Annotated in this window: 11 protein-coding genes; 1 reads left to right on the forward strand and 10 read right to left on the reverse strand. The window is 40.1% G+C overall.

All coding sequences use genetic code 11. The features are described 5' to 3' along the window. Positions 1-73: 73 nt before the first annotated feature. The 3 genes from IQ246_RS15990 to IQ246_RS16000 all read right to left on the reverse strand — a co-directional run bounded on the left by IQ246_RS15990 (position 74) and on the right by IQ246_RS16000 (position 5,409). On the reverse strand, positions 74-1,219 hold the full coding sequence (locus IQ246_RS15990) for a SpoIID/LytB domain-containing protein (RefSeq protein WP_194004339.1): 1,146 nt from the start codon (positions 1,217-1,219) through the stop codon (positions 74-76). A 236-nt stretch (positions 1,220-1,455) separates the two neighbouring features. Next, a complete protein-coding gene (locus IQ246_RS15995) occupies positions 1,456-3,675 on the reverse strand; it encodes a polysaccharide biosynthesis tyrosine autokinase (RefSeq protein ID WP_194004340.1) in 2,220 nt (739 codons plus the stop codon). Positions 3,676-4,449: 774 nt separating this feature from the next. Next, a complete protein-coding gene (locus IQ246_RS16000; RefSeq protein WP_194004341.1) occupies positions 4,450-5,409 on the reverse strand; it encodes a ribonuclease Z in 960 nt (319 codons plus the stop codon). A gap of 606 nt (positions 5,410-6,015) precedes the next feature. Here IQ246_RS16000 and IQ246_RS16005 point away from each other — a divergent pair. Beyond that, complete coding sequence (locus IQ246_RS16005) at positions 6,016-8,271, forward strand: CHAT domain-containing protein (RefSeq protein ID WP_194004342.1); 2,256 nt, start codon at positions 6,016-6,018, stop codon at positions 8,269-8,271. 133 nt (positions 8,272-8,404) lie between these two features. Here the strand turns inward: IQ246_RS16005 and IQ246_RS16010 are convergent, their stop codons facing one another. The 7 genes from IQ246_RS16010 to IQ246_RS16040 all read right to left on the reverse strand — a co-directional run bounded on the left by IQ246_RS16010 (position 8,405) and on the right by IQ246_RS16040 (position 17,908). Beyond that, the gene (locus tag IQ246_RS16010; RefSeq protein WP_244142054.1) at positions 8,405-9,262 is read right to left on the reverse strand and encodes a DUF928 domain-containing protein; all 858 of its coding nucleotides are present in this window, start codon (positions 9,260-9,262) and stop codon (positions 8,405-8,407) included. A gap of 765 nt (positions 9,263-10,027) precedes the next feature. Next, positions 10,028-10,246, reverse strand: a complete 219-nt coding sequence (locus IQ246_RS16015; RefSeq protein WP_194004343.1) for a hypothetical protein — start codon at positions 10,244-10,246, stop codon at positions 10,028-10,030. A gap of 279 nt (positions 10,247-10,525) precedes the next feature. Then, on the reverse strand, positions 10,526-12,424 hold the full coding sequence (locus IQ246_RS16020) for a CHASE2 domain-containing protein (protein WP_194004357.1): 1,899 nt from the start codon (positions 12,422-12,424) through the stop codon (positions 10,526-10,528). A 119-nt stretch (positions 12,425-12,543) separates the two neighbouring features. Beyond that, a complete protein-coding gene (locus IQ246_RS16025) occupies positions 12,544-13,221 on the reverse strand; it encodes a response regulator (protein ID WP_194004344.1) in 678 nt (225 codons plus the stop codon). Positions 13,222-13,406: 185 nt separating this feature from the next. After that, positions 13,407-14,066, reverse strand: coding sequence for a hypothetical protein (locus IQ246_RS16030; RefSeq protein ID WP_194004358.1), 660 nt, complete (start codon positions 14,064-14,066; stop codon positions 13,407-13,409). Between the two features lie 257 nt (positions 14,067-14,323). After that, positions 14,324-15,736 (reverse strand): HlyD family efflux transporter periplasmic adaptor subunit, encoded by a 1,413-nt coding sequence (locus IQ246_RS16035; protein WP_194004345.1) that lies wholly within the window; start codon positions 15,734-15,736, stop codon positions 14,324-14,326. A 24-nt stretch (positions 15,737-15,760) separates the two neighbouring features. Continuing rightward, positions 15,761-17,908 (reverse strand): peptidase domain-containing ABC transporter, encoded by a 2,148-nt coding sequence (locus IQ246_RS16040; RefSeq protein WP_194004346.1) that lies wholly within the window; start codon positions 17,906-17,908, stop codon positions 15,761-15,763. Between the last annotated feature and the right edge of the window lies 1 nt (position 17,909).

Genomic DNA, 17,909 nt, shown 5'->3' on the forward strand with positions numbered 1-17,909 from the left:
GAATAGGGCATGGGGCATGGGGCATTAATTATTTTCCCCCTGCTTCCCCTGCTTCTGATTCCTCAGTTTCTAATTACCTTGCCTGAATTGGAGTTAGAGCAACACCTTGGTAATAATGCCCCAAAATTTGCAGATGGTTGGCTCCTCTGCGAGCTAGATTGTACGCGCCCCACTGACTCATGCCTAAAGCATGACCGAAGCCAAGCCCTTGGAGTACAAAACTTCCATCTGCTCCCTTGGTGACATTAAAGCGGGTACTTTTGAGCTTGAGAGCCGTACGCACTTCCTCGCCTTGTAATACTTTCGCACCTTTATCGCCGACAATTTTCAAGACTTTAACACTGCGGAAAGGCGAGTATGTTTCTGGAATCATCTCCTTCACATTGCCCACTGTCGGAAATTTAGCGTTAATTTCAGCAGGCGAGAAGGTTTTTACCCAATTACACTCGCTGATATTTTGATCGTAGTCTTGAACAGCACGCAGGTAAGGCAAGGTATTTCCCCAAACATCTTCTACGTTTTCGGTATGTCCCCCAGAACAGGCGTGGAAGACTGAGAGAATAATTCGATTTTGGTAAGTTAGTACCTGCCCTGCTGTAGCATCCACTGCGGCATAAGTAGCAGGAGATTCACTGATTACACCTTTGTAAATTTGCCAGCGATCTGGGCTACTACCTAAGTCGTAGATGGGATTCTTGCGCTGTTTTTCTCGCTCGTAGAGGGCATAGGTACGGGCGGCGATCGCTTGAGCTTTCAGAGCTTCTGAGGGCCATCTGGCATCCATCTCCCCACCAATAACGCTGTAGAGATATTCTTGATCATCAACCCAGTTAACAGCTGTTAAACCTTTTTCGGTAGGCACAACGAGAGTTCTGCCCCGATACCAGCGATCGCCAATATAAACAAATCCTTTACCTGTCGGCTCAATCCAAAATAAACCAGACTGCCACTTATCTAAAGCAACTCCGCCAGGAACGGCTTGAGCATAATACGCACTCATCGCTGGTAACTGTCCAAGAGTACGACCAGTACTATCTTTAATGATCCCAGTCGTGGAACTGCCGACTTTTACCTGATTGACCCCCCTCTCAATGGCTATACGCAGAATTACGGATGCTTGAGCTGGTGCAACCAAAGCCATCCACAAGAGAATACTTATCCACCAATGACATCCTTTAACCTGGGAAAATAAAGAGCTTAAGTAAAGTTGGAATTTCATGCTGATCATCTAATCACATTAGTATCTGATTGGTGCTGTAGACTATATCTACAACTAAAGATGAGACAGTTCTCCAACACAGGAGGTTGCCACCTTTTACTAATTATGCATTTTGGTTTGGTTATAGGGTGGAAATTAGCTATTCATGCTCATGTAATTCGTGCTTTATACTGAAAACGCTTACATCAAGTGCTTTAGCGCCTATTTGGATAATCAACTCTCGAATAGAACAATGCCTAAACCTTCGGAAAATGACTCACATCATTAGCAATAATTCCAATTAAATTCAATCTCCTTAAAATTTCTATAGCTTGAGTCAGTTCAGTTCGAGTCACTTTACCCATGCGCTCTACCATGACAATCCCATTGCAGAAGGATGCCACAATCCCAGCATCGACTGTGCTTAAAATTGACGGAGCATCTATCAGCACTAGGTCATAGGTTTGCTCAAACAACTCAAGCAGTTCTTTCATCCGCTTAGAACTGAGCAGCTTCGCTGTGTCTTCTGGTATGGGCCCAGCAGTCAAGATATCTATTGAGGGATGAATGGGCTGGATGTAATCTTGTATGTGGCTAACTGTCTCATCAACTAATAACAGAGATAGTCCCCAGTCATTGGAGAGTTCCAGTTTTTTGTGCAGGCTAGGATATCGTAGGTTAGCATCAATCACCAATACCCGCTGATGCATGTGAGCAGCACTAGCGCCAAGCCCCAAAGCCAAAGTTGTCTTTCCTTCCCCTGGTAGGGCTGAAGTCAACATCAAAGACTTGAAAGGGAAAGGATACTTTAATATCTGAATATTTTGATAGATCATATCCAAGGTTTCGTGGATAGGCAACCTAGAACTGGTTTCTACCAAAGAGGCATCTGAACGCTGCCCAATCAAAGCTAGATTTGGGAACCTTTTCTTGACACTATCCTGTGGTAGTTTTGGCACTGAACCCAGTACCCGGAGGTTCGTCAGTTTCTGTAAATCTTGTGTAGAGTAGATGGCATCATTAAGTTTTTCCCAAATTAGGGCTGCTGCAATACCTAAGATTGGCCCAATTATCGCTCCTCCAAGTAAAAGTAATAATCTGTTCCTCCTCACATAGGTTCCCAAAGCAGGTGCTTCCAACACTTGCCAATCGAATCCTCCTTGAGCAATTTTCAGTCCCAAGGACTGTTGAGTCTGAAGTAGTTGCTCAAGGGTTTTGCGATTAGTCTCCACCTTCGGCAGCAGACGGTTGTATTCTGCTATCAAGCTTGGGTATTTGTTTAGTTCAGAGCGGAGTTGCTGTTCTGAATCTGTGAGACTCTTTTGATTGGCAATTAATCCTAGAGCAGCCGTCTGCACTAGAATTAACTCGTCCACGAGCTTGGGGTCAACTCCTGCCATCTGACCCTGTGTCAAAAGGGGTTCTCTGGTATTACTTGCAGCAAGAGCTTTGTCTTCTAGCGATCGCCCCACCTCTTGCCGTAATAACGCCAGTTGACTTTGGCGTTGCTGCTTCAGTTTTTCTACTGTTGGATAATCGTCTGTATAACGCAGCCGCTCTTTTGCTAGAGCCAATTCAGTCTGTTGAACCTCATTCAACAACATTTGGTAGCGGCTTGACTGACTTAAACTAGAGGAAATTAGGGGATTCTGAGATGAAGACGCCATTTTTTGCTCTAGATTATCCTGGCGAGCTTGTACGTCTTGAAGTTGTGCGCGAGTAGTTTGCAGCTGTTTTTGAACGTCAGCGAGAGATTCTAAAAGGATTTTACTTTGTACTTCTGGATCAAGTAAATTATGTTTTCTGCGAAATTGTTCTAAATTTTGCTCAGCTTGGCTTACCTCTTTTTTAATCTCAGGTAGGCGCGTATTGACAAAGGCTAGCCCCTTATTCAGACGCTGCTTTTGTTGCTCTATATTGTAGTCTTGATAGACTTTCTGGAGAGCTTGAAGTACTTTTTTGGTTTTAACTGGATTCTCGTCTTTAAAGGAAATCTCAAATACTTGACTAGGAAACTTATTATCTCCTATTCCTCCCTGTACTTGGATCACTTCCAAAGGTGCTTTTTTCCTCTTTTCTTTTTGTCCCTTGATATCTGCTAAAGTAATGTCTGGATAATCAGAACGAAGCAAATCTACAGCTTTCTGTATAAGGTTGGAACTTAACATTATTTTCAGATGAGCTGTGTAATCAACAGCTGGAAAATTAAAGTCAGTAGCCTTGCTGGCTGAACCTTCTGGGGTATTACTTGACCGTACGCCATCATATAAGTTGGAATTCACCAATATCTGCATGTAGCTCTGGTAGGTCGGTTTGGTAATCACAGTTAGGAAAGTAGCAACGGACATGACTACACCAGAAACACCCAAGATCAGAAAGCGTCGGCGAAGCAAAATAGTAGATAGTTGTCTGATGCCAACTGCTTCTTGTGCAGGGCTTGTAACCAGTTGCGCTTGATTCAGATCAGTTTTAACCACTATTAAACTCCTCTAATATCGAAATGCTATATGAAAGATTGCGAGAAAAATTTGATTAGACGAACCGTTTTATACCTATGTACGCAACAATATAGCCAATTATTCTTAGATAAAGACTAAACTGTTATTCTTTCAATAATGACAGAACCACTTGGCACAATATTAAGCCCATTAATCCTTTTATGCTGATCAATTCATGCATATAAGTTCCAAATCAGTATCTGAATAATAAATTTTAAAAGAATATTTATATAATAAAAAAATCTTGACTAAAAATTAATTATTTATTGCATCAATTTTAATAAAAGCTGTTACCATTCACAACGTCACAATCCGTTAGGGTTGTCTTTCTGTAATGAAGGATATAAATAATACAGTTAAGCTAGTGATATTTATTTATTCGGATAACTTCAACTTTCTTTTCAAAATAGGAGCATAGTTACCACTGTTTCAGTGGTATTAAGGAGGTTCAAGCCTTAACTAAATTGTATTTAGATATAAATAACATGCTCAAAAAATATTTGAGCCATACTATTAGAATGTTTTTGATACATCAACTTAACTGATGATTTACAGTTAACAACTTGCTCGTCAAACCAAACTGCTGTATATTTGCTGGGTATTATGAATTTTGCTACTAACCTTAAGATCAATTACAGTTAGTTTTAGATTTTAGATTAGGTCAAAGCGGTTTAATCAAAAATCTCAAATTTAACTAACTCGCCGTAAGTCCCCCACGCTCATTTGGTACTCTAAATCAGTGTATGGAGGATGTCATGCGCTTACTTTGGTTAACTCCACTTCCCGCCGCCTGGGTACTTCATGAATCAGAAAATCATAAGCCATGTCAGTATTAGGAAAAATAGTACGAGCTTCCCGAAGTAAATCCTTTAACTCCAAGGTATTTCCGGGAGCATAGCGGGGACTAAAATGACTCATAATTAGCCGATGCGCTCCAGCTGCTAAAGCTGTTTGTGCTGCCATTGTGCTTGTGGAATGTAACCGCTGAAAAGCCATATCTGCATCTTGATGAGCAAAGGTTGCTTCATGAATTAACACATCTGCATCCTTTGCTAATTCCACTGCGCCGTCACAATAAATTGTGTCTGTGCAATAGGCAATTTTCCGTCCAATTTCTGTAGGGCCACACAATTGAGTACCATTAATCACTCTTCCGTCGTTAAGCGTCACCGTTTCACCACGTTTGAGTTGACCATAAATACGACCAGGAGGGATTTGCAAAGCTTTGGCTTTTTCCACATCAAAGCGTCCTGCTCGGTCTTTTTCGGCTACGCGATAGCCGAAAGCTGTAATCCGGTGATTTAGAAGACCGCAGCTAATGCTAAACTCATCATCTTCATAAATTACCCCTGGACGGATGGCGTGAACTTTGATCGGGTAGGAAAAATGTGTGTGGGAGTAACGTGAGGCCGCTTGGATATATTCATTTAATCCAGATGGGCCGTATATATCAATTCGTTCCACATTGCCAGCCAAGCCGCAAGTGGCCAGCAGTCCCATCAAGCCAAAAATGTGGTCGCCGTGCATGTGGGTGATAAAAATTCGGGAGAGCTGGCTAATTTTCAGTTCACTCCGCAAAATTTGATGCTGGGTGCCTTCGCCACAGTCAAATAACCACAACTCTGCCCGTTGGGGTAATCTCAGGGCAACACTGGAAACATTGCGCGATCGCGTAGGTACACCGGAACTCGTCCCTAAGAATGTTATTTGCACAGCGTTCTTTAGTCTTCCTATTGCTCAAGTTGACGCTCTACTCTCTATAGTGACACGGTTGATGAGCAAAATTCTTCTGCGAATAGATCACCTTTGAGAGCGCAAATGCTTACAGCGAAATTATCCAGTTTTTATTAAGTACATGGGTGCAAAGATACCTAACTATATAAAAGGACGTTAAGGAACTTAGTCTGTGGTGTAATTTCCTCTTTTAACTCTAGTTTCTATTTCATTTCAATCTTGTTCATTATTCAAATAAGGTATGTCTTCTTCACAGGTTAGGAAGACTGTAAAAAAATTACCCTATGCATATCACCTGGCAGATTATTGTAAAATGTTTACTTATTTTTACATGACCAATTTTTTGCAGCTACCTACTTAAATCAAAGAAACTATACTAACAAAATAGTTTTTATATGTCATTTGATTAGTACTTTTTATTCAACAATTTTAGTTTATAAAAACTTTGCAATTTAATGTTAACTCTTTACAGATGTTTTACTGTTTTACCTGAGAATTCATAGTACTTTTACTTAAGTGGAAATACTATAAATTTAATTATTTTTCATAATTTAATTTCCCCAAAATCCACACCAAAACTCTTTTATGCACAGCAAACGCCACAAACGAGGTGTTGGTGGCTTGTTAAAATGGCTATTTCTGTGCAGTCTTACCTTTTGCCTATGCCTAAGTCATGTTTCTTTGACAACTTGGCAGGTACAATTTGGCGAAAAAATAACTGCACAAGTCAGGAATCTGAGCGGTAGTTTTCGAGAAATTCGATGGTCAAAAACTGACCATCGGAACTTCGAGAGCCAAGCTGATGCCATCCACCACCAAAAATTGGGACTTAACCTACCTACGGGGGTTTATAACCAGCAACTATCCTTAGATCTGCTACAGCATCTAACCCAAATAAAAGTTCCTACTAATACCAGTCAATATATTCATCAAGGTATTAACAGCTATGTAGGCGGAGACATTAAAGATGCAAGTAAACCCAAAGTTTTGGAATATTTACAAAAGGGTCTGAATATTGCCCGCGATCGCGGCGATAAGCTAGGCGAAATGCGCTTACTTCTCAATTCGATTTTGCTCTATCATCAAACTAAAGCATCAAATTTAGCTTCAGTAGCAGTACAACAAGCTTTGGTTGTACTCAAACAACTACCAGATTCACCAGATAAAGTCTATGCAGCGATAGACTTAGCTAACTTGGTGCAATTTCCTGCTGTTGATGCAATTTCGTATTTAGTCGCATGTCCGCAGTTTCAGGAAAGCTCGAAAGCTTTAGATTTACTTGTTCAAGCAGTCTCAACTGCTCAACGTCTGAGAAATTTTTCCGTCTTATCATTTGCTATGGGAAATCTTGGCCATTTCTATGAATGTCGCCAAGATTACCAGCAAGCTCTCAAATTAACCATACAAGCTCAGAAGATTGCTAAACAAGGTTTAAACCCTTTAAAAGCTGACGATAGGCTCTTGTTATGGTACTGGCAAGCTGGACGTATTTTGAAAGCACAAAATAAGGTATTTGATGCCACTAAAGCTTATGCACAAACATGCGAAGGCTTAAAAAATATTCGCAGTGATATTTGGAATATTCATCAATATCTACAAGTTAATTTACGAGATGTTTTTGAACTATTGTATCGTCAGTTTATTGACCTAAAATTAAGCTTAGAGGATCAAAATATTGCCACTGTCAAGCAAGTTAATAGCATTCTTAATCTTAACTCACTAATCGCTGCTATTAATCAGTTACAACTGGTAGAAATGCAAAGTTATTGTGTTAATGATTGTAATTTAACAGGAGCTAATAATCAGCAGTTTGATTTAGGAAGTATTGCGGAAAAAACTGCTATTTTTAACTCTATTATCTTGGAAAAACACGCTGCTATTATAGTTAGCTTTCCTAATGGGTATAAAAAATTCAAGTGGATAAACATTGATAGCGAAACTCTGAGAGTAAAAGTCAATAAATTTCGTATTGGACTTGAGAATTATGGTGAAATCACTTACAATCCCAAGCGGGCACAGAAGTTATACGACTGGATAATTCGTCCTTTTGTGAATGATTTAGAGTCATTACAGATCAAAACTTTAGTTTTCATTCAAGATGGAATTCTTCGCAGTGTGCCAATGGCGGCGCTACATGATGGTAAGAAATTCTTGGTTGAGAACTATGCCATTGCTACCACTCCCAGCCTGACTTTAACAAATCTTCAAACAGTACGCGGCAAAAAGCTCCGGGCCCTAGCTGTCGGTTTAACCAAAGATGCAATAGTTAATGGTCGAAGATATGAGGCTTTGAGCAACGTAGCATCAGAAATTCGTCAAGTCGAGAAGCAAATTCCAGGTAGCAAGCATTTATTGGATGAGAATTTTACACGCGATCGCTTACAAGCCGAACTCCAGCAAAATGTTTATCCTATTGTTCACATTGCTACTCATGGTGAGTTTGGCAACTTTCCCGAAGATACCTTCCTCGTCACAGGTGATAACGAGAAGCTCACCATCACCGAGCTATATAATATCTTTCGCAGTCTAGCCCACGATGCTAAAACAATAGATTTACTCACCCTTACTGCTTGTGATACTGCTATTGGTGATGATCATGCTGCTCTTGGATTGGCTGGAGTCGCTGTGCAAGCTGGTGTGAGAACTGCTCTAGCTTCGCTTTGGTCGATTAACGATGCTTCCACAGTCGAATTAGTTACTAAATTTTACGAAGCCTGGCGTCATTCTGGAGTGAGTAAAGCTGAGGCTCTGCGTCAAGCTCAACAAGCACTGATTTCTAATGGTCAATCTTCCCATCCCGCCTACTGGGCCGCTTTTATTCTCATAGGTAATTGGCTGTAGGTAATTCGCTGATTTAAAATGGTTTCTGCTTTTTTAACCGAACAGTTAGGAAACAATTTTTACGAAGATTACTGTTCTTCTAGGCGATGTTAGGGAAAAAGTTTTACGAGGATTGCTGCAAAAGCAGCTGTTATCAATTACTGATGGCATTGCTCATGGCGATGTTGCTCAAATGCCTGCTTTGTCCTGTTTTCTCTAGCTTGGCAAGACTAGTTAACAAACTGGCAACAGCCCTTCCTGTTTGCTCTCCAGATGTGGGTAGCACTTCGTTAATGGCATCGTACCATATACCAGCTTCAGCATAGAGATTAGCTCTAAGGGAGGGTTCTTTGGTGACAGAAAGCGCAGTCAAAAGAGCCTGGGGAATTTGTACAACCTCTATTTCTGCCCTAGAAACTGGATTACGAGAGGGACGGTTACTGTTACACAAAGTTTGCAATTGCCAAAGATATCTTTTACCTACACTTAAACCAGGCAACTTCTGTGGTAAAGAGCGCTTCATCATTCCTTGTGAACTCTGGAATTGCTGCGTATAAATATTTAGCTTTTTCGGTTTGAGACTGGTGTCAAATTCGTAGAGGCTAAATTGTATCCGCACAGCTTGGTTGTCAGGTATAAACCAAGCAAAAGTTGGGTGAAGCGAAGTGGTTCGTCCAACATGAGTTATGGGAGCAAGTAATGTGAGCGATCGCCCACTAGTTGCTTTGCACCGTCCCCTCACACCTGATGAGTCTGAATATCCACTTGGGGGTTTTTGATCTGACGGTGGCTGATATCCAGCTAGTGCGATCTGAGTTGTGCTTAGGGTCGTACTCAAAATACAAGTTGTTAAAATCTTGAAATTCAAAAGTTTGTGCAAAGTCCATTTTTTGTAAGTCATCATTGGGTGCATTTCACTTTTGTAGATATAAAGTGAACTACAAACTAAAGGTGCTATTTTTCGGACTTTATCGGAGATATTTTTGTGAACCGGAGATGCTTCTATATTCATCTTTCCTCCTTTGGCATTGCACTGAAAAAATAATTGTCAAAATTTATAAACTATGTTTGCTATTAAACCAGATTTGCTTTATGAACTTCCAAAACTTAATTAAACTTTTTTTGTTATCTACTATTATCAAACCATACTTTATTTAATGTATACATAATATTTTTTAATGGGATAATCGATAGATTTAAACTTTGATAAATAATGTTTAAATTTATCTTCGCCTATTTGATAACAACAGTTTATTAACAGTCACCAAGCTATTTATTAACATGTTATTTTTTACATAAAACATCTCTGATTCCAAACAGAAAATACCCAATTTCATAGAGGGTTATAGGTAGCGTAGATGTCGTAAAAGCCATTGGTACTTGCTCTAGAGACAATAAGCACAGCGTCTAGCTTTCTCTTCTCTTTTCTTGCCTCTGTGTTCTCTACGCCTCTGAGGTTAGATAAATTACTTTGAACCGCACAGACACAGGGAAAAGTCGGAGCGCCGGAAACCGGCGATCTGAACTTTTCAAGACACAGAGCGCTGAGAAAAAACAATCTTATTTTACGAATCACCTTGAAAGGGCTATTTATAGGACTTACGCACTATACAAATGCATCGTGATGTGAATTAACTAAAATAGGTTGTTTCAGGCTTTTCTTAATTATCCTGCGATGGTCAATAGACCATGCTGTGCCCTTACGAAAGATATGGTTTTTAATTGATTTAGGACTTACGCAACTGGCACACAAGGCTTCTGGTATAAGAGTCAAGGGTCAAGGGGAGCCACTGCGTTGGGCGGCTCTGCCGACTTGAAGCAAGTGGCGTTCAAGAATCAAGGTTTTTTGGACTTTTGACCTTTGACTCTGGACAACCTCTGGCGTTAAAAATATGACACTTGCGTAAGTCCTGTGATTCATAGAAAGTCGGCGGTAAACTCCATCCCCAGGTGTCTGTAGAAGGATAGCCGCCCGCCGACTTGGGGCATTAGGCATTGGTAACTCTTCCGAATGGCACTAAGAAAAGATACAGCCCTTGCTCTGACTGGTTCCCAGCCCCCAGGCTGGGAACCCATTCTGGGAGGCTCCGCCTCCACTAGCTTGACAAGAGGCAGAGCCTCTTTAAACACATTCCCAGCCCCCAGGCTGGGAACGAGACGACACAAGCCTTTGGGCTTTTCTTAGTGCCATTCGTAACTCTTCCCCATGTCCGATTCCCCATGTTCAAAAACTCCATCCCCTTGTGGGTGGAGTTTTTGATGCTTTTTGTGCTCTTCAATACCGCAACCAAAACTTTGCTATGGGCCAAGATAATTCACAAAGCGTTCCTTTAGGAGAAAGGGGTACTCGCCGAAATTTTCCTTTAAATTGTCGAGCTAAATTCCTGAACTGTTGTGTTCCGCGACCTTCTCTAGATGAACTAACTCCCAAGCCATCATCTACAATGCTTAGAGTGTACCAACCTTCAGATGAAGAGCAAGTGACTTCGAGACGGGTTACTCCTGTGGCGTGTTTACCGACATTGCATAAAGCTTCTTCTAAAAATCGGCACAGACTTCGCTTTTGTTCAATATTCAAGCGTCGTTCATCTATAGGCTCAAAGGTTCGGATTTTAACCCTAATGGTTTTAAAGCAGGGAAATTCTCGTTCTAGAGTATAACTGTAAACTTGATAAAGAATTTCGTGAAGCGGGTCTTGCAAATTCAGCACCAGGCTTTTCCCTAAATAAAGGCTAGTATCTTGGGTTGGTGGTTCTCGTTGCAAAAATTCATAAATTCCCCGTAGCTCGTGGTTCAATTTTTCAAGTTCTTTTTCAAGTTCTGGTAGTAATTCATTTGTTGACGAATCATGATCGCGAACTAGCTTCAAAACTTTAGCTAGGTTTTGCAGGGGGCCATTGTGAATTGTTTCAAATGTGCGTTCAATGATGGCTTGACGAGCTTTAATTCTAGATCTCAAAGCTTGGTCGTATTGATATAGAGCTGTGAGTTCTATACCATTTAAAGCTAAAATGAGGAGTGGTGGTATTACTGGAACCCACCAACCCCAAGTCAGGAGTAAATAACTAAAGGCCACTAGGCTAAAGCTAGCAATACCAACAACTACAAAATTTTCCAGGGGAGATTTGGTGAACCTAGCACTAACAATTCCGAAAAAACCCCAAGTAAAAATCCACAAATATTCCCATTTGTCGTCCCAGGTTCTTAAAAGGGGTCTAGAGTCAAGTGCTGCACTGATTATTTGGCTAACAGCATGTGCTTGAATTTCTACGCCATAAACTCGCCCTGTTGCAGGTTTGATCGATTCAATGGCTGAAGTAGTGATGAAGTCTTTACGGCTAGGGGCCGTCATCCCAATAATTACAATGCGATCGCGTATCCAGTCTGGATTAAATTTATTGCTTGTGAGATCATTCAAAGATATAGTTCTAAATCTTTGTTTACCACTGCGAAAATTGAGTAGTACCTGAACTCCACCTGCATCAGTTCGCACATATCCGCCAGAGTTGGGTAAAAACCTGGGTAATTCAGTATCGGCGAACCTCATTGCGGCGCGATCGCTAATACCATTTTCCAAACTCATACCTTCATGAGCTAAATAAAGTTCTGTTAGACGGATAGACAAAGATAACTTGTATCCTTTGCGTGTCGGTGTTCCCAATAAGCTACGTCTTAATTTACCATCACTATCGGTAATTTGATCTGCAAAGCCCACTTGTTGAACGGATAATGCTGGTGGTGGAGCAACTTCATCAGGTAAGACTTTTTCAATAGCAATTAAATTTTTTAGATTTTTAAAAGTTGCAAGAAGTTCAGCATGACCTGGCTCAACTGGTAAATCTCTATAAATATCAAGACCAATAACTCTGGGCTTATAAGTCTGCAATTTCAACAACAACTGTGCCAAGTCACGATCTGATATGGGAGAATCTATAGGATGATTTTTGCGAGTGCGGATATCATCTTCATTAATCCCCAAAATTACAATTCGTTCATCTATAGATTCTTGAGGACGCAGACGGAGAAAACTATCAAAGGCTAGCCACTCTAAAGATTGCATCGCACCAGTAAGACGAACAATAATTGCTAGTCCAATTACTGCAATACCTGGTAATGCACCTACACGCCAAATGGCCATTTCCTCTTTGATTCTTAGCCAAAGTCCGGTCTGCATAAGCGTCTGATGCCAGTATTTCATCCCTCAGCTATTAATCACTCGTTATTAACTAATAAAAAAAAGTGAAGTTTTTACTAATATTTAATAACTAATGATCCTAGACTCTTAATGCGTAACTAATCAATCAATCCTTCTTCTCTAGCTCGCATTTCTGTTTGAATGCGGATATTTTTTCCTTCTTCAGGATAAACATCTAAAGCGTCTTGCAGTTTACTCCAGTAATGACGCACCATGCGTTCAGATATGCACATCCGCTCAGCAATAGTTTTATCTTGCAATCCTTCTTCAAATGCTAATGTCAGTACTCTAAGCCACTCTGGTTTAACTTCTAATCCCGAATGGATTCCTTTGATGTCTTTTGTATGAGTTAATCCTTGTAATGCCCAATCAACTCTGGTCAACATTTCCTGGGTAGAAAGACTTTTATCTGCAACGGTAAACCCTCCTTTATGGCTATCAATATCAGGTCTAATTCTTACCAGTGTTCTCACATTAGCACTTTGAACAACAAGATTCAGGTTGGGGTAATTTTTCATTAGAGTCCTGAGCAATTGAACACCTGTATCAGGTCGTGCGGTCATTCCAAGGGTAAATGGAAGAGAAAGATCCATAACTATGATATCAGGCTGCGAGCTAGTGACTTGACTCAGAGCATTCTTTGCATCTACAGCACTGATAAATTCAGCACCAGGGTAATGTTTTCGCAGTACATCTACTGTTCCAGCTAAAACTGATTCGTGGTCATCAATTACTAGAATTTTCAGCGATGCTTTCTCGGTTAAAGCTTGTTTCATAATTAACACCCTGCCAACTGCTAACGTAGGTATGAATTTTATTTTTATATGATTAAATAATTTTCTTCATATTAAATTCTATTACTTCGTAGTATGCTTATTAGCAAGATATCTTAGCTTTTTAATTTATAATAATTATTCATCAGCCTCTTGGAAGAAGTCTGGATACAATTTAATAATTGTTCTTACCAGCATAAATAACACGCAATACTAAGGTTTTGACTACGATAAAAAGATTTTCCTGAAGTTAAAAATTGAAAGCTTCCGCAAAGATACTTTAATTCTGGTAAATTAGAATAAAAAATAAATGTAGATGTATCAGGATATGTAATTTGTACCATTAGCTGACCTATATTTTTCTGTTCTTGTAAAGTGATATAAATTGATATTGGCATTAAAACTTCTGGCAAAGTTATAATCAACAACTCCTCTAAAGCTCTTAGAACTACCAGACTACGGTCAGCTGGCTCATGTCGCCAATATGCTGGCATATTGATATCAAAATACAAGTGGGGATTTGATACAAGCCACGGTTCTAATAAGCACTCAATAGCCAAGGGTAAGCTATCTTGAAGATACGCTGGAAATAAGCGATCGCTCAATTGCACTAAAGAGTGATGAAAACTATCAACTTGTTTTAAGCATTCTTGAGTTTTGTTGATTGATAAATTCACATTATCTATTGCTAACAAATCTAAACTGCGGCGGATTGTGAAGGATTCCTGTAACAAACCTTCTCGGATTTTCTCGGCTTCTAGAAACAGTCGCATAGACTGTCTAGAAGACCACCACTGCAATGCTTGTTGTATTCTCTGGTAAGAAGCCAAAAACCTTACAAGAGTCATGACGTAGACAATTAAAAGTATGATTTGCGTACACAGTTTCAGGTTCACAGTATATTTTTATGTAAGTTATGTTACTAGCACAACTGAAAAATGCTAGGTAATTGATGGCAGATTGCTGCCAAATAAAGTGTTTAAAATGTACAAGAAAATAGCCAAAATATGACATTGTGACTTCCCAAAATTGCATGTTGGATAAATAAATTAATGAGGTATTTGTCATGGACGGTTCATCTAGGAATCCTATAAATGTCATCTGTTTATAAATCAGTTATTAATCTTGCCTTTCTCAATATGAATTGCAATGCTGTCTCTTCTTTAGAAATAATGTCAGCTTGAGCCTCCATACCTGATTGGATAAGACACTGGCGATCGCCATTTCCAAATGTCAGATTTTCGGGTTGAATAGTCGCTTCAAAGTAGCTAGCAGCAGGAGATGTGGAACTTGATGTTGCTGTACCTGTATTGTTATTTTGCGGAGTAATTGCGTCTGGAGAAACAGTTTTAACAACACCTCTGAGAGTACCATAATCAGGATAAGGACAAGCATTAATCCGCAATTGTACTTTTTGATCAACTGCGACATTTTTAATTTCCTGAGTGGGAATCATTGCTTTAATGACCAGAGGAGCATTATTAGGAGCAATTTCAGCAATAGCTTCGCTAGCACGCAGCACTTGGCCAGGGTTTCGCAAATTCAGCTTGAGAATAATACCATTACTACTTGCCCGAAGAATAGTATCTTGTAGTTGATTTGCAACCTGCTGGAGTTCTTTTTGAGATTGTCCGAGTTGGCTTTGCATTTCAACTCGCCGCTGAATTAAGGCTTGCTTTTCTTTTTTTAAAGTAGCGATATTTGCTTCACCTTTAGCAGTTTCTTGAGCAATTCGTTCTTGAGCGATCGCCACTGTTGCTTTAGTAGGATTGACAGCAGATTTAGCTGATTCTACTTTAGATTTGGCTATTTCAACAGCTTTTTTTTGTCCTTCAAGTACTGCTTGTGTCTGCTCAACTAGAAGTTTTTTCTGCTCAAACTCACGCCGACCAATTGCACCAATTTCTGTTAGCTGCTCATAGCGATCACGATCCAACTTTGCAAAGTCTAAATCGGCTTTAGCTTTTTGTAAATCTGCTCCTGCTTTTTGCAAGCTTGCTTCTGCTGCTAGTAAATCATTACTAGTAGTAACTTGGCGTTCTTGATATTCCCGTTGATTGCGTCCCAAATCTGCTTTAGCCGAAGAAACCGTCCCCTCTGCTACTCTTTCTTCAGCTAGAATTTGAGCATCTAGAGTTTTAATTTGGGCATCAATTTGAACTACTTGTAACCTATTCTGTTGGATATTACCTTGTAATTGGCTCTTTTTAATTTGTAGTTGTTGATCATCAAGGCGAGCGATCGCATCTCCCTGTTTTACAAGCTGATTTTCTTTAACAAAGATACTTTTAACTGTTCCTTCAACTTTCGGTTGCACTAGCCGAGTTTCTCCCGTAGGACGCACAGTAGCAGGAGCTTTCACTGTGACATCATATTTAAACCATGAAGAGAGGCTAATCCCAGCACCAACGCTCGCAATCAGAAAAATTCCCGCTAAAGATGTCCAACGACTAACAGGAGGAAGAAACTCTTCACTATGAACTGATGGGAGAAGTTTTTTATTATGGGTGTGCAGCATAATTACCTGAATAGATACTAATAATTAAGGATTTAAAAAGTCCAAATGATCTCCAGTCTTGGAGTGCAACTCCTCCAAAGAACCTTGAATTTTTAACTTCCCTTGATCTATCAACACAACCCAATCAGCGCGATTAATTACCTTGGGACGGTGAGTAATTAAAATCGTGGTTTTACCACGACGATGCTTAAATAATTGATCTAAAACTTGCGCTTCGCTAACTGGATCTAGTCCACCAGTAGATTCATCCAAAATTAACACTGGTGGTTCTGTAACAATGGCTCGTGCTATTGCTAGTCGTTGGCGTTGTCCTCCAGAAATATTTGCCCCAAATTCTCCTAAAACAGTTTGATATTTATCAGGAAGTCTACTGATAAAACTATCAGCATCAGCAATCTGGCAAGCTTTGACAATCTGCTCGAAAGTAACATGAGGCGCTCCCAAGCGAAAGTTTTCTACAATAGTACGACTCCAAAAATGAGCATCTTGAGGAACGAGAACTACTTGTTGACGTAGACAATCAAGAGATAAATCTTGTAGATTATAATAGCCGATACGAATATTGCCAGATTGTAGAGAATATAAGCCAGCAATGAGTTTAGCTAAAGTACTTTTACCACAACCAGATTTGCCAATAATGGCGACAACTTTACCACCAGGAATGGTTAAAGAAAAGTTTTCTAGTAAGTCAAGCCGACCAGCATAATGAAAATTGACATCTGTACAAACAATGTCAGCATCTTCAGGAATATTTGCAAAAGGCTTTCTACTATCGCCTTCGTTTTCTGGAGTGGCATCGATTACTTCTGTAAGGCGTTGTGTAGCTGTTTTTGCACGAGTAAATTCATCTACAAAAGTGATGATAGTGCCAATTAAGCCGACGAAATTACCATTCATTGAGTTAAATGCCAGTAGTTGCCCAATACTGAGGTTTTCAGCCGGATTAATCACTAAATTTCCACCGAACCACAGCAAGGCAACACTGCCAATACCAGAAACCAAAGTCGAAAAACTATTATTAATGATGCCAATTTGCATCGTGCCTAATGTTAGTTTGGCAACACGACTAAATCGATTTTGAAATTCATCCCAAAACTGAGGTGATGCTGTGGTAGTTTTGAGGGTGAGTGCGCCTTTAAAGGTTTCTACTAAAACTCCTTGTGCTTCAGCTTCTGTGACTAAAACATCGCGGGTTTTTTGTTGCAAGCTAGGCTGAAAAACAACTGTAGATAGAGACATCAAGATAGCTACCAAGATAGCAACTACAGTAAGTTTCCAGCTATAAAAAACCATTAAGCTCAGAGAAACTATAGCAATAAAGAATTTACTAGGTAGACTAACAACAACTTGAGAAACTAACAGATTAATCTGCTCAATATCTCGCAATCGGCTAACAATTTCACCACTGCGGCGAGCTTCGTAATAAGAAAGGGGTAATCGCAAAATTTGCCGCCCAAATTCTAGGACTAGCCCTAATTGGAGGCGTTGTGCAAAATGAGCAATTAAGTTAGACTGCACAAGTGAAAGGCTGCTAGAAATAAGATTCATTACCACCACAGCGATCGCCATAGTAGTAAGCAGTTTTGTATCACCTCTAACTAATACATCATCAGTGAGAATTTGTAGCAAAAAAGGAGAAGCTAAAGAAAGCAATCCCAAGAGCAGGTTGAGGGGCAATGCTTGAGCTAGAATGCTACGGAAAGTCCAAACGCGTTTAAAGAAGCGCCAAAAGCCACCAACTTGATCATCCTTTTGATCAGTAAAGGTTGGATCTGGTTCTAGCAGAAGCATCAACCAATCTGTCCAACCCTCTACTAAATCTTTTTTAGACAGATAACGAACGCCTACAGCCGGATCTGCAACTACACATTTGTTACCCTTCTTGCCATATAAAACTACCCAGTGATGCCCTTTCCAGTGAATAATTGCTGGTAGGGGTGCTTCGTTCATCCGGTTTAAAAGTTCTGGCGAAGTTTTAACTGGACGAGCATTGAACCCAAGTGTTTCTGCTCCTCGCTTTAGCCCTAATAATGTGGTTCCAAGCTGTCCAGTTCCTACCGCTTCACGGATGTGACTGAGCGTAAAAGTGCGCCCATAGTATTTAGAAATTGAAGCAAGACAAGCAGCGCCACAATCTTCTTCGCTGTGTTGCTCAACGTGAGGGTATTTCATA

The sequence above is a fragment of the aff. Roholtiella sp. LEGE 12411 genome, from assembly GCF_015206995.1.
Taxonomy (GTDB): Bacteria; Cyanobacteriota; Cyanobacteriia; order Cyanobacteriales; family Nostocaceae; genus Komarekiella.

What these genes read in the sequence shown, in the direction of transcription:
- IQ246_RS15990 (WP_194004339.1), bottom strand. Translation starts at nt 1,219, where the DNA reads ATGAAATTCCAACTTTACTTAAGCTCTTTATTTTCCCAGGTTAAAGGA.
- IQ246_RS16005 (WP_194004342.1), top strand. Translation starts at nt 6,016, where the DNA reads ATGCACAGCAAACGCCACAAACGAGGTGTTGGTGGCTTGTTAAAATGG.
- IQ246_RS16010 (WP_244142054.1), bottom strand. Translation starts at nt 9,262, where the DNA reads ATGAATATAGAAGCATCTCCGGTTCACAAAAATATCTCCGATAAAGTC.
- IQ246_RS16015 (WP_194004343.1), bottom strand. Translation starts at nt 10,246, where the DNA reads ATGCCTAATGCCCCAAGTCGGCGGGCGGCTATCCTTCTACAGACACCT.
- IQ246_RS16020 (WP_194004357.1), bottom strand. Translation starts at nt 12,424, where the DNA reads ATGCAGACCGGACTTTGGCTAAGAATCAAAGAGGAAATGGCCATTTGG.
- IQ246_RS16025 (WP_194004344.1), bottom strand. Translation starts at nt 13,221, where the DNA reads ATGAAACAAGCTTTAACCGAGAAAGCATCGCTGAAAATTCTAGTAATT.
- IQ246_RS16030 (WP_194004358.1), bottom strand. Translation starts at nt 14,066, where the DNA reads ATGACTCTTGTAAGGTTTTTGGCTTCTTACCAGAGAATACAACAAGCA.
- IQ246_RS16035 (WP_194004345.1), bottom strand. Translation starts at nt 15,736, where the DNA reads ATGCTGCACACCCATAATAAAAAACTTCTCCCATCAGTTCATAGTGAA.
- IQ246_RS16040 (WP_194004346.1), bottom strand. Translation starts at nt 17,908, where the DNA reads ATGAAATACCCTCACGTTGAGCAACACAGCGAAGAAGATTGTGGCGCT.